The sequence below is a fragment of the Rhizobium sp. HT1-10 genome (assembly GCF_049472505.1).
Lineage (GTDB): Bacteria > Pseudomonadota > Alphaproteobacteria > Rhizobiales > Rhizobiaceae > Rhizobium.
On the sequence record NZ_JBCEBQ010000005.1, the window covers coordinates 228,194 to 240,415 of the forward strand.

Genomic DNA, 12,222 nt, shown 5'->3' on the forward strand with positions numbered 1-12,222 from the left:
CCGCATGATGCGGATTGCCGGATCAGCAACGTTCCACCAATATCCACGGACATCCATGACACAGGTTAAAAAGCGCGTCGTCCTGCATTTTCCGGGCTTCGAGCCGCTCGATGCGGCGGCTCACAGGGCCCGTTACGCGCGCTCTGCAAAGCAGAGCGCCACCGTGTGGGGATATGCCACGGATGTCGGCGAGTTGCGCGCGCTCTCAACCTCGTCCTACTTCGACGTCAGCAGCAGGGGCGAGACCTGGCAGACGGACAGCCGGGTCCATATCCTCGATCACAACGATCTGGTGGGAAAGCTGAATCGGCGCAATCTGGTGACGCGCCTGGTGCTCGGCTATTTTGCCGCCCTGCGCGTGGCCGTCGGTGGCGGGATGGTCGGTTACTTCCGTCACGCCTGGCGATTCGGGCTGTTCTTCGTCTTTCCCTTCCTGCTGATTCTGGCAGGGCTTCTGTTGGCGGTGCTTGTTGCAACCATTCCCTATGATGCTGGTCTCGGCCATTGGTCGCAGCTGTTAAGCGTGCCGGTGGCCATCCTGCTTTTCCTCTATGTTTTCCTGCCGCTGACGGAGCGCCTGCACACGCTGCATCTGTTTTCGGACTGGGAGATGGCCGTCGCCATGGCGGGTTTGCGCGGGCTGGATGCCAATGGCTGGATCGAGCGTTGCGCCTCGGAGGTCCGGCTGGCGCTCCAGGAGCCGGCCGACGAATATCTGGTATCGTCACATAGCATGGGGTCGAGCGTTGCCGCCCATGTCGTCGGCGCCCTGCTCGAACGGGAACCGGCACTGTTTGCCGGCAAGCGTATCGTTTTCGCGACGCTCGGCAGCGCCATCTTGCAATGCGCGCTCTTTCGATCGGCGACGGTGCTTCGCGCCCGCGTCGGCCTCATCGCAAAATGTCCCGACATCGCCTGGATCGACGTGCACTGCCTGACGGATGCAATCCACTTCTATAAGGCGAAGGTCGTGGCGCTCTGTGGCCACGTGCAAGCGCGGCAGGCGGATATCATCCTTATCCGCTTCAAGACGATGCTCAGCGATATCCACTACAAGAAGATCAAGGGCGATTTCTTGCGCGTCCACCGGCAATATGTGCTGGGGCCTGATCTGAAATCGAGCTTCGATTTCACGCTGATGACGGCCGGCCCACTGCCGGCCACCAGCTTCACTGAGTTTACCACCAAGAATTTGCCGGTTCTCTGACGAACCGGCACCGGAGGTCACTCCGGCACTGACGTCTGCAGCGCCAGGGCGTGCAGGACGCCGCCCATGTTTCCCTGCAATGCGTCGTAGACCATCTTGTGCTGCTGCACGCGCGTCTTGCCGCGGAATGCCTCGGAGACGACTTCCGCCGCATAGTGGTCGCCGTCGCCGGCAAGATCGCGGATCGTCACCGTGGCGCCGGGAATGCCGGCCTTGATCATGTCTTCGATATCGCCGGGTTTCATGGCCATCGTCGTCTGCTCCCCTTACTCTGCTGCGGCCAAGGCGCTGCCGTCCATGAAGGTAGGGAACCACGATTCATGGGCGTCGCGCAACCGGGCAACCGGCACCGACAGCAGCGTGTCGATGACCAGCGCATCGCCGCCGACCTTGCCGAGGCGGCGGAACGGCACGCCGGCATTTTCGGCGTTGATGCAGACGAAGTCGGCGATGGCCGGCGGCACAGCCAGGACATAGCGGGCCTGGTCCTCACCGAACAGAAGCGCGTGCGGCTGGCCGCGGCATTCGCCGAGCGTGATCTCCAGGCCCTTGTCCGAGGCCATCGCCATTTCGGCCAGTGCCAGAACCAGTCCACCTGAGGAAATGTCGTGGCAGGCGGTGACCTGGTCGTTGCGGATGGCCGAGCGGACGAAATCGCCGTTGCGGCGTTCGGCAAACAGGTCGACTTCCGGGGCAGGGCCGCTGGTGTCGCCGAGAATGTCGCGCATGTAGATCGTCGAGCCGAGATGGCTGCCGTCGACGCCGATCATGACGATATGATCACCGTCCGAGGCGCTGCCGATGCGGGCCATCTTGCTCCAGTCGGGCAGGAGGCCAACGCCGGCGATGGTCGGGGTCGGCAGGATGGCAACGCCGTTGGTCTCGTTGTAGAGCGAGACGTTGCCTGACACGATCGGGAAGTCGAGGGCCCGGCAGGCTTCGCCGATGCCCCTGATGGCGCCGACCAACTGGCCCATGATCTCGGGCTTTTCCGGATTGCCGAAGTTGAGATTGTCGGTGGAGGCCAGCGGCTCGGCGCCTGTCGCCGTGATGTTGCGCCAGCATTCGGCAACCGCCTGCTTGCCGCCCTCGAACGGATCGGCCTCGACATAGCGCGGGGTGACGTCGGAGGAGAAGGCCAGCGCCTTGGCAGGATGGCCCTCGACGCGCACGACACCGGCGTCGCCGCCCGGCAGCTGCAGCGAATTGCCCTGGATCAGCGTGTCGTATTGTTCGTAGACCCAGCGGCGGCTGGACTGGTTGGCGGAGCCGACCAGCTGCAGCAGCGCCTGGCCGTAATCCTCGGGCGCTGCGACCAGATGGGCGGGCAGGGCTGCGCGCTTGTCGGATTCGCGCCAGGGGCGGTCATATTCCGGTGCCTGGTCGCCGAGATCCTTGATCGGCAGGTTGGCGACTTCCTCGCCCTGATGGAGGACACGGAAGCGCAGGTCGTCCGTGGTCTTGCCGACGATCGCGAAATCGAGACCCCACTTGACGAAGATGGCCTTGGCTTCGTCTTCCTTTTCCGGCTGCAGCACCATGAGCATGCGCTCCTGGCTTTCCGAAAGCATCATCTCATAGGCCGTCATGCGCTCTTCGCGCACCGGCACCAGGTCGAGATTGAGCTCGATACCGAGATCGCCCTTGGCGCCCATCTCGACTGCCGAGCAGGTGAGGCCGGCAGCGCCCATGTCCTGAATGGCGATGACCGCGCCGGTCAGCATCAATTCGAGGCAGGCTTCCAGCAGGCATTTTTCGGTGAAGGGGTCGCCGACCTGCACGGTCGGGCGCTTTTCCTCGATCTGCTCGTCGAATTCGGCGGACGCCATCGTCGCGCCGCCGACACCGTCGCGGCCGGTCTTGGCGCCGAGATAGACGACCGGCAGGCCGACGCCCTTGGCTTCCGAGAGGAAGATGGCATTCGACTTGGCAAGGCCGGCCGCAAAGGCGTTGACCAGAATGTTGCCGTTGTAGCGCGCGTCGAACTCGACCTCGCCGCCGACCGTCGGCACGCCAAAAGCGTTGCCGTAGCCGCCGACGCCGGCAACGACGCCTGACACGAGATGGCGGGTCTTGGCATGATCCGGTGCGCCGAAGCGGAGCGCATTCATGGCGGCGATCGGCCGGGCGCCCATGGTGAAGACGTCGCGCAGGATGCCGCCGACACCGGTGGCAGCTCCCTGGTAAGGCTCGATGTAGGACGGGTGGTTGTGGCTCTCCATCTTGAAGACGACGCAATCGCCGTCATCGATGTCGACGACGCCGGCATTTTCGCCGGGGCCCTGGATGACGCGGGCACCTGTCGTGGGCAGGGTGCGAAGCCATTTCTTCGAGGACTTGTAGGAGCAATGCTCGTTCCACATCGCCGAGAAGATGCCGAGCTCGGTGTAGCTCGGTTCCCGACCGATCAGATCCAGAATGCGCTGATATTCGTCCGGCTTGAGGCCGTGCGCGGCGATGAGTTCGGGGGTGATCTGAATGGTATTGGAAAGAGCCATGAGCGCTGAAGAGTCCTGACCGGAAGGGGATTTAGGGTCTCTTTAGCGCATGTGACCTGATCGTGCGACAGGAAAATGGCCGCTCGCGGCGGCCATCACACAGGAAAGGCAAGATCGCGCCTGTCGATCAGAACTTGTAGCCGACCAGCAGCCCGGCGCGGGTCATGCCGCCGTTCGGACCATCGCAGAGGTCGGCATGCGAGGAATGGGCGACCTGCGCCATCACGCTCCATTTATTGTCGAACTTGTAGCCGGCGCCGACATATTCATGAAACAACAGGTGGCAGCCGAGTTTTGGGCCATCGTTCTCCGCCGTCAGATTGCCGTTGTGCACGACGCCGCCGAAGCCTGCTTCGGTGAAGATGCCGCTGGAATAGGTCATCGTCCAGGTCAGGCCGCTGTAAAGCTGGTCCGCCGACCCGCCCGTTCCGATCGAGGTGCCGAGATGGATCCGCGGATGGGTGAGCTGATCCTTCCAGTCGCCGTCCGGATTGTAGCCGAAGGGATTGAAGAGAAGCTGGACTTCCGGGAAGACGCCGTTCTCGTGGTTATGCCCCGTCGCGATGGAACCGCTGGCACCGAAGCGCAGTTCATCGAATATTTTCGGCTCCGCCGCCGCCTGCGACATGTCCGCCGCCATGCTTGCCGAACTGGACAGAACAAGAAAAATCGCTAGGCCGGCCAAAGTGCGGCTGCGTGAATTTGCGTACGGGCGCATGTATACCCCTAGATGAACGCCGCCCGAATCGGCAACGCAACCAATTCGTACCATCCAGTTGCTTTCGGTAAAGAACAGCAAAGCGGCCCGTCGCAATTTTAACGTTTCTGACACCAAAATGCCACAGTTGCGTTAGCTGTCGCTGTCATAGCCGGCCGAGCCGTTTTCAAGCAGCCGTCTGAGCGTCATGAAGCCTGCGGCGACATCCTCGCGCCGCTGCGGCGAGGAAAAGGCGACGCGGACCCGGTGGTAGACATTCTCCGTCCGGGCCGCCTTGAACTCGTCCTCATCATCGATCAGCACGCCTTCGGCCAGGGCTGCATTCTTGAATGTTCCGGACAGCCAAGGCTCGGGCAGCTTCAACCACAGGAAGGGGATGTTCGGATGCGACTGGAAATCGAACCCGGCAAAGATCTCCCGCGCCATCGCCTCCCGGGTGGCGATTTCGGCGACGGTGCGGCCGCGGAGCGCCAGGGCATGGCCGCTATGGACGAGGCGCGCACCGGTTTCGGCGAGGATGAACGGCAAACCGCCTGTCGTCATCTTGTGCGTCACCTTGACCCGCTGGGCGAAATGCGGCGGACAGGCAACCCAGCCACCCCGCACACCGGCAGTGACGGCCTTGGACAGGCCGCTGACGAGAAATGTCCGCTCCGGAGCGATACTGGCCAGCAAAGGGGTCGGGTCGCCCGTCATGCCGCCATAGATGTCGTCTTCGATCAGCCAGACGCTGTGCCGGCGGGCAATCGCGGCTATGGCGCGACGTCTTGCCTCCGGCATGGTCGTCAGCGTCGGATTATGGGCCGTGGGCATCAGGAAGGCGAGGCGAGGATGCTGCTGCTGGCACAACCGCTCGAAATCGTCGGGGACGATCCCATGCTCATCGGATTCGACGAGAATGGATCTTCGACCCAGCAGGCGGGTTGCGCGGCTGACCTGCGTGTAGGTGAGATTCTCGAAGACAATCTTGTCTCCCGGCGATGTCACCGCAGCGATGACGGCGATCGCGGCTGCATGTGCGCCCAGCGTCGGCACCACATTCTCGACAGCCGGTTGCCAGTCGTTGCGGGTGAGCCAGGCCTGTCCGGCCAGGGACCAGCTGGCCGGGAAGCTGCGCGAATAGGATGAAATCTCCAGGCTCTTTTCCCGGCTGATGTCGGCAAACAGCCGGCCTATAATCTCGCCCTGACCGATGTCCGGTGCTGCGGTCGTATCGAAGCGAATGGTGGCGCCCGGCGCCTCGATGCCGCGCGTGCCCGCCAAAGCCTGGGTAATCGGATCGGTCTGCGTGATCGGCCGGCTATGCTCGCGGTCGAGCACATAGGTGCCGCGCCCCACTTCGCCTGCCACCAGTCCGCGCTCGTGCACCAACGCGTAGGCGCGGCTGATCGTCCCTATGGTGACGCCGATATCGAAGGCGAGGTTGCGTTGCGGCGGCAGCTTGGCCCCGGGCGGCAAAACGCCATGGCTGATGGCATTTTCGATGCTGTCGGCAACCCGCACATAGACCGGTCCGCTGCCGCTTGAAATATCTGGAAGCCAATTTGTCATGGTGACAATGCTTACATTGTACGTGTCGGCTGTCAAGATTACGGAGCAATGGGAGCGAAGTAACGTCTTGCGCTCAGCATATTCCAGGCAGGAGAGCGGTCATGGGTTCAATTGATACAATCTGCGCGGAATCGGAAACGCCTAGCACGAAATCACCCGACTGGTTTGGCATACTGCGAGCTGCGGCTATGGCAATTCTCGAGCAGTTTTCCGACAGGCGCGCAAAACGGCTCAGCCGGGCAGCTCTCCGCAGCCTTACCGCGGATCAGCTGCGCGACGTCGGCCTCACGCCCGACGATGTCAGACGCGAGGCGGCAAAGTCATCTTTCTGGCGGTAGCCGGACTTTAGGCCTGGCAGCTCTTGGTTCCGCTGGCCCAGCGGTTGATGTCGGAAGAGATGCGTGCCTGCTCCGGCCCGCTCATCAGCGGCCCGAAGGCCTCAAGCTTGGCGGGGTTGCCTTCGGCCTGCACGACCAGCACCGGACGTCCCGTCGGTTGGTTGCGCTCGACCACCAGAAAGCGGGGCCGGCCGGTGAAGGAGTTCAGCTCGGGCGCCATGGTGTAGCGCGCAAAGGCAGGATCGGATGACTTGAACCAGCAGCCATGGGCGGCGATGGCAACGCGCTCCATGGTCGACAAAGCCGTCCGGGGCTGCGTATTCGTTGCCACCGGAGCCCGCTTCGACTGGCACGATGCGGCGAGGATCGCCAAGGCGGTGAGGGCGCTGGCGGTGAATATTCCATTGGCTGAAATGCGCATCGATCTGTCTTCCATATGTCGGGCCGAACTGGCTCAGCCGGTCGCGAGCCGAATAGACGGCCTTTGCGGCGCATTCAGGGAGAATGCGCCGTTGATGGCATAATGTCGGGAATGTCTCAGGCGGCGATGACGTCGAGGGCGGAAGCGAACAGGCCGCGTCCATCCGTGCCGCCATGGGCGGCCTCGATCAGGTTTTCCGGATGGGGCATCATGCCGAGGACGTTGCCCTTGGCATTGATGATTCCGGCGATGTGGTTCACCGAACCGTTCGGGTTGCCGTCCCCGAGATAGCGGAAGACCACCTGGCCATTGCCTTCGATGGCAGCCAGCGTTTCCGGATCGGCGAAATAGTTGCCGTCATGATGGGCGATCGGGCAACGGATGATCTGACCCTGCGCGTAGGCCCGGGTGAAGTCCGTATCGGCATTGACGACTTCGAGCTTGGTTTCCTTGCAGACGAACTTCAGCGAGGCGTTGCGCATCAATGCGCCCGGCAGCATGCCGGCTTCGACGAGGATCTGGAAGCCGTTGCAGACGCCCAGGACCTTGACGCCCTGTTCGGCTTTCTGCTTGATCGCCTGCATTACCGGCATGCGGGCGGCAATGGCGCCGCAGCGCAGGTAATCGCCATAGGAAAACCCACCGGGAATGACGATCAGATCGACATCCGGAATATCCGTTTCCGTCTGCCAGACGGTAATCGGCGCAACGCCGGAGATCTTTGTCAGGGCTGCGATCATGTCACGGTCGCGGTTGAGGCCTGGAAGCTGGACGACGGCGGATTTCATGGGTGCGGTTCAAACCTTGCTTGGGATTCGGCGAGTTCAAGAAGTTCTAGGCGTGTTTCGATGCGTTCGAGACGAACATTCATTTGGTTGACTGAGTTACGCAGATCATTGAGATCACCTGCAACAAGTGGACCTGTCCGCGCACGCTCGACATCTCTTGTCTGAAGTCTCGCTGGCCCTGCTTGAGGCAGGAAATGTCCTTCTGGATTCGCGTCACCAGCTCGTACATTGATTCCTGCTTCAGCTCAGTCACTGGACTGTCTCCGCAACCTTCAGTCGAGAGCAATAGTATAATTCTCGATGACCGTGTTTGCGAGCAGTTTTTCGCACATGTCCTTGAGATCAGCCTCAGCGCGGACCTTGTCGGTGCCGTCGAGCATCACATCGAATACCTTGCCCTGGCGGACCTGGTCGACGCCCGAAAAACCGAGTGCACCGAGCGCGCCCTCAATTGCCTTGCCCTGGGGATCGAGAACGCCGTTTTTCAGCGTAACGGTAACGCGTGCCTTGATCACTGCTGTCTTCCTGTCTTCTATTTGACGAGAACCGGGCCGGTGCCGCGCACGGGCTCATTTTCATTGATGATGCCGAGACGACGGGCGACCTCGGAATAAGCTTCGAGCAAGCCGCCCAAATCGCGGCGAAAGCGATCCTTGTCCATCTTCTCGTGGGTCTCAACGTCCCAGAGACGGCAGGAGTCCGGCGAGATTTCGTCGGCAAGGATGATGCGCATCATATCGCCTTCGAACAGCCGGCCGCATTCGATCTTGAAATCGACCAGCTGGATGCCGACGCCGAGGAAGAGGCCGGTCATGAAATCGTTGACGCGGATGGCCAGCGCCATGATGTCGTCAAGCTCGGCCGGGTTTGCCCAGCCGAAGGCCGTGATGTGCTCTTCCGACACCATCGGGTCGTTGAGCGCATCGGACTTGTAGTAGAATTCGATGATCGAGCGCGGCAAAACCACGCCTTCCTCGATGCCAAGGCGGGTTGCGAGCGAGCCGGCGGCGACGTTGCGCACGACGATCTCCAGCGGAATCATCTCGACTTCCTTGATCAACTGCTCGCGCATGTTGAGGCGGCGGATGAAATGGGTCGGAATGCCGATCTTGTTGAGGTGATTGAAGATATACTCGCAGATGCGATTGTTGAGCACACCTTTGCCGTCGATCACTTCATGCTTTTTCTTATTGAAGGCGGTTGCGTCATCCTTGAAGAACTGGATCAGCGTGCCAGGCTCGGGTCCTTCGTAAAGGATCTTTGCCTTGCCTTCGTACACACGGCGGCGACGGTTCATCTTGTTATTCTCTGTCGTTGGCGCCCTTGGGATGGCGCAAGTGGATAAATCTCGTGGCGTCCCCATAAAGGAAAAGAAGGGGATTCACAATGCGCCTGCCTTGCCTTCCCCCAAATCCGGCTGCCGTCGCGATCGATGCGGCACTGGGATTGCGCAACGGCGCTAACCTGCCTTGTCTAGGCCGCCTGGATGGGCCGGTCCTTTTCCCGCCAGCTTTGGCCGAGGATGAACTGCGGTATCTCGGAGGCCGGCATCGGCTTCGCCAAAGCGTAGCCCTGCAGGCTATCGCAGCCAAGCTCGGCCAGAATGCGGGCATGTTCCATCGTCTCCACGCCTTCCGCCGTCACCCGGATATTCTGTGAGCGGCCGATCTCTATGATCGAACCGACCAGCCGTCGCTGTTCCGCCGATTTCGTTAGCGGCTTGATGAGTTCCCGATCGATCTTCAGCGTCTTCGGGCTGAGTCTGAGAAGACTGACAATCGAGGCATGACCAGTGCCGAAATCATCGATCTCGATATCGATGCCGATCCGTCGCAGCAATTTCAGATTGGCGATCGATTCCTCGTCGCAATTGTCGAGGGAGATCGATTCCAGAAGTTCGAACGAAACGGTGCCTGGCTTTATCTCCAGAGCCCGAAGGATTTTTGCCAGGTTAGGGTCGGCAAGGCGCCTTGCCGAGACATTGACGGAGATTCTCGGAAACTCGACGCCCATTTCGTTCCAGAGGCGCCGGTCGTCCAAGGCCTGTTCGAGGACCTGGCCATCGAGGATGCCGACGACATCCAGATCCTCGGCAACCGGCAAGAAGTGGTCGGGTGTCAGGATACCCTTTTGGGGATGGTGCCAGCGCACGAGGGTCTCCACGCCCACCACATCCAGCGTATGGGCGCAGAATTGCGGTTGGTAGTAGGGGCGGAATTGCCGAAGCTCAAGGCCTTCCAGGATCTCGTCGGACACGCGTTTGGTGGTGACGATGTGCTGTCGTGCGTCGAGGGAAAAGAATTCGTGCCGATTGCGACCGCCGCGCTTGGCACGGTAGAGGGCTATGTCCGCATTCAGAAAAACCTGCTTGGCGTCCAACTCGAAACCGCTGTCGAAGGCGATGCCTATGCTGGCGCCGAAACGGATGTCATGGCCCTCGTATCGGACCGGCTTGTAGAGTTCCCTGATAACGTGGGCTGCGAGGCTCTCGATTTTCTTGGAGAGTGTCTTGCGGGTGCACACAATGACGAATTCGTCGCCGCCGATGCGTGCGACGAAATCTCCGCTGGAAACGGCTTGATTGAGGACGTGTGCAGCATGCTTCAGCATCGTGTCGCCGGCGCGGTGCCCGAGCGTGTCGTTGATCTGCTTGAAGCGGTCGAGGTCAACGTGAAGAATGACGAGCACGGAGCCCGCGCGCCGGCACTCATCCGCGCGCACGGACAAGACGCGGTCGAGATACCGCCGATTGGGCAGCCCGGTCAGGTGATCGTGGAGGGCGATGTGTTCTATCCGCTCCTTCGCCGTTTCGAGTTCCCTGTTTCGTGCTTCCGCGAGCGTATAGGCCTGTTTCAGTTCGTCCCGTAGGGCAACTTCCGGGGTTACATCGTAGTTGGCGCCAATCATCTTGTTTCGACCGGAGCTGTCGCTGAATAAGGCAGCCCGGCCGCGCACGACCCTTACCGCGCCATCCGGCCGGACAATGCGATACTCCTGCTCGACCGCTTCGCCGGATCTTAGATGGCTTTCAATTTCGGCATTGACCCGGGTGAGGTCATCGGGATGAACGGCATCCCTCCAAACCGTTGCGGGTTTCAGTCTCGGGGTGTTCTCCAGGCCATAGATTGCGAGTAGACGGTCGTCCCACTCGACTTCCGCTGTTTCGAGATTGGCTTCGAAAACGCCTATGCTGGAAATCTTGAGGGCGATGTCGAGACGCCGGGATGTTTGGTTTAAAAGTTCCTCGGCCGCCTTACGGGCGGTAACGTCGGTGTCGGTCCCGATGATCCTTGTCGGCGCGCCGTTTTCGTCCCACTCGACACAGGCGCCACGGCATTCGATCCAGATCCAGTGGCCATCCCGATGGCGCTCGCGGTAGACGAAGGTGCTGTAGGCCGGATCGCCGGCATTTTGCCGCTCGATCGAGACGACAACGTTTTCACGGTCGTCGGGATGGACGGAGAGGATCCAGTTCTCGAGCGCAGTATCCGGGCTCTCATGGGGACCGTAGCCACGGATACTACGCCAGGTATCTGAGTAGGTCATGCGGCCCGTCGCGAAATCGTGGTCCCACACGCCGAGGCCAGAGCCGATCAGAGCGGCGTTCCAGCGGCTTTCCCTTTCCCGCAGATCGTCTGATGCGAGCTGGCTCGCCTGATTATCGATAAACTGCATCAGGATGCAGTCCGCGCTCGCCGGGAGCCTCGAAAATGACGTCGCAAACCACGTCTCCACGCCCGTTGCAAGGTGAAGACGAAGCGGAGCCGGATCGGCCGCGCCGGAAGCTAGGAGCTTGGCAATCTGGCGCCTCAGCAGCGGCAGATCGGCGGTAGAAACCAAGCAGTCTAGGGACTCGCTACTGTCGGGAAAGCCGAACTGCCGGCAGAACGAGGTATTCGCATAGACAATCCGATGGTCGTTTGCGCAGACTGCGATCGTTGCTGTCGAAATACCGTGGAGGATATCGAAAGAAGCTAACGGTACCGGACCGACCAACGGCGTATCTTTTGAGAACCAGGTCAAATGCGCCCCCACTGTTTGGCCGCACGATAGAGCAACTGCCTTAACTTGCTCTAAACAACCTTAAAGTGGCGCACCGCTGCGGTGCTTTACTGAAACCGCCCCCGCCTCAAGCTTTCAGTTTACTCAGAAACTGTGCAAAGACCATCGTGCCTTCCGGCCATGGACCATGGCCGGACTCGCCATTGATATGGCCAGCCTCGCCCGCGTCGATCAGCATCGAGCCCCAGCTTCGCGTGATGTCCTCTGCATGCTCGTAGGAGCCGAAGGGATCGTTGCGGCTGGCGATGGTCATGGACGGGAAGGGCAGGGTATCGCGCGGATAGGGACCGAAGGTCATGAGATGCTTCGGGCGGATGTCGGGGTTGGTGACATCTGGTGGCGCCACGAAGAACGCGCCGGCAATGGGCTTCTTGAGAAGCGGCAAGGCATGCAGCACCGAGGGCACACCCAGCGAATGGGCGATCAGCACCACGGGCTTGGTCGAGGCGTTGACCTCTTCTGCGATGCGCGCCGCCCAGTCCTCGCGCACGGGTTTTGACCACTCGGCCTGTTCGACACGCCGCGCCGTGCTGAGCTTCTGCTCCCAGCGGGTCTGCCAGTGGTCGGGCCCGGAGTTGGTGTAGCCGGGGACGATGAGGATATCTGCCTCAGAGACTTTCATGGTGCTGCCGATGCTAG

13 protein-coding genes are annotated in these 12,222 nt (G+C 61.2%); 2 read left to right on the forward strand and 11 right to left on the reverse strand.

The features are described 5' to 3' along the window. Positions 1 to 55: 55 nt before the first annotated feature. Positions 56 to 1,207, forward strand: a complete 1,152-nt coding sequence (locus VH564_RS15465; RefSeq protein WP_423340736.1) for a hypothetical protein — start codon at positions 56 to 58, stop codon at positions 1,205 to 1,207. A gap of 17 nt (positions 1,208 to 1,224) precedes the next feature. Here the strand turns inward: VH564_RS15465 and VH564_RS15470 are convergent, their stop codons facing one another. The 4 genes from VH564_RS15470 to VH564_RS15485 all read right to left on the reverse strand — a co-directional run bounded on the left by VH564_RS15470 (position 1,225) and on the right by VH564_RS15485 (position 5,974). Next, positions 1,225 to 1,458: a BolA/IbaG family iron-sulfur metabolism protein gene (locus VH564_RS15470; RefSeq protein WP_423340737.1), complete on the reverse strand. Its 234-nt coding sequence runs from the start codon at positions 1,456 to 1,458 to the stop codon at positions 1,225 to 1,227. Between the two features lie 15 nt (positions 1,459 to 1,473). Next, a complete protein-coding gene (gene purL / locus VH564_RS15475) occupies positions 1,474 to 3,705 on the reverse strand; it encodes a phosphoribosylformylglycinamidine synthase subunit PurL (protein WP_423340738.1) in 2,232 nt (743 codons plus the stop codon). Positions 3,706 to 3,832: 127 nt separating this feature from the next. Beyond that, a complete protein-coding gene (locus VH564_RS15480; protein WP_423340739.1) occupies positions 3,833 to 4,333 on the reverse strand; it encodes an acyloxyacyl hydrolase in 501 nt (166 codons plus the stop codon). Positions 4,334 to 4,555: 222 nt separating this feature from the next. After that, positions 4,556 to 5,974 (reverse strand): PLP-dependent aminotransferase family protein, encoded by a 1,419-nt coding sequence (locus VH564_RS15485; protein WP_423340740.1) that lies wholly within the window; start codon positions 5,972 to 5,974, stop codon positions 4,556 to 4,558. Between the two features lie 188 nt (positions 5,975 to 6,162). On the opposite strand from VH564_RS15485, the gene VH564_RS15490 reads away from it, so the two are divergent. Continuing rightward, positions 6,163 to 6,312, forward strand: coding sequence for a DUF1127 domain-containing protein (locus tag VH564_RS15490; RefSeq protein WP_423340835.1), 150 nt, complete (start codon positions 6,163 to 6,165; stop codon positions 6,310 to 6,312). 7 nt (positions 6,313 to 6,319) lie between these two features. On the opposite strand, the gene VH564_RS15495 is transcribed toward VH564_RS15490, so the two are convergent. The 7 genes from VH564_RS15495 to VH564_RS15525 all read right to left on the reverse strand — a co-directional run bounded on the left by VH564_RS15495 (position 6,320) and on the right by VH564_RS15525 (position 12,205). Continuing rightward, on the reverse strand, positions 6,320 to 6,733 hold the full coding sequence (locus tag VH564_RS15495; protein ID WP_423340741.1) for a hypothetical protein: 414 nt from the start codon (positions 6,731 to 6,733) through the stop codon (positions 6,320 to 6,322). A gap of 116 nt (positions 6,734 to 6,849) precedes the next feature. Then, complete coding sequence (purQ, locus tag VH564_RS15500; protein ID WP_423340742.1) at positions 6,850 to 7,521, reverse strand: phosphoribosylformylglycinamidine synthase subunit PurQ; 672 nt, start codon at positions 7,519 to 7,521, stop codon at positions 6,850 to 6,852. 79 nt (positions 7,522 to 7,600) lie between these two features. Next, positions 7,601 to 7,774, reverse strand: coding sequence for a hypothetical protein (locus tag VH564_RS15505; protein ID WP_423340743.1), 174 nt, complete (start codon positions 7,772 to 7,774; stop codon positions 7,601 to 7,603). A gap of 19 nt (positions 7,775 to 7,793) precedes the next feature. After that, positions 7,794 to 8,036 carry a phosphoribosylformylglycinamidine synthase subunit PurS gene (gene purS / locus VH564_RS15510; protein WP_423340744.1) on the reverse strand — a complete coding sequence of 81 codons (243 nt, stop codon included), beginning with the start codon at positions 8,034 to 8,036 and terminating at the stop codon, positions 7,794 to 7,796. Between the two features lie 17 nt (positions 8,037 to 8,053). Then, positions 8,054 to 8,818, reverse strand: a complete 765-nt coding sequence (gene purC / locus VH564_RS15515) for a phosphoribosylaminoimidazolesuccinocarboxamide synthase (protein WP_423340745.1) — start codon at positions 8,816 to 8,818, stop codon at positions 8,054 to 8,056. 176 nt (positions 8,819 to 8,994) lie between these two features. Beyond that, on the reverse strand, positions 8,995 to 11,196 hold the full coding sequence (locus tag VH564_RS15520) for a putative bifunctional diguanylate cyclase/phosphodiesterase (RefSeq protein ID WP_423340746.1): 2,202 nt from the start codon (positions 11,194 to 11,196) through the stop codon (positions 8,995 to 8,997). A gap of 454 nt (positions 11,197 to 11,650) precedes the next feature. Then, positions 11,651 to 12,205 carry an RBBP9/YdeN family alpha/beta hydrolase gene (locus tag VH564_RS15525; protein WP_423340747.1) on the reverse strand — a complete coding sequence of 185 codons (555 nt, stop codon included), beginning with the start codon at positions 12,203 to 12,205 and terminating at the stop codon, positions 11,651 to 11,653. Between the last annotated feature and the right edge of the window lie 17 nt (positions 12,206 to 12,222).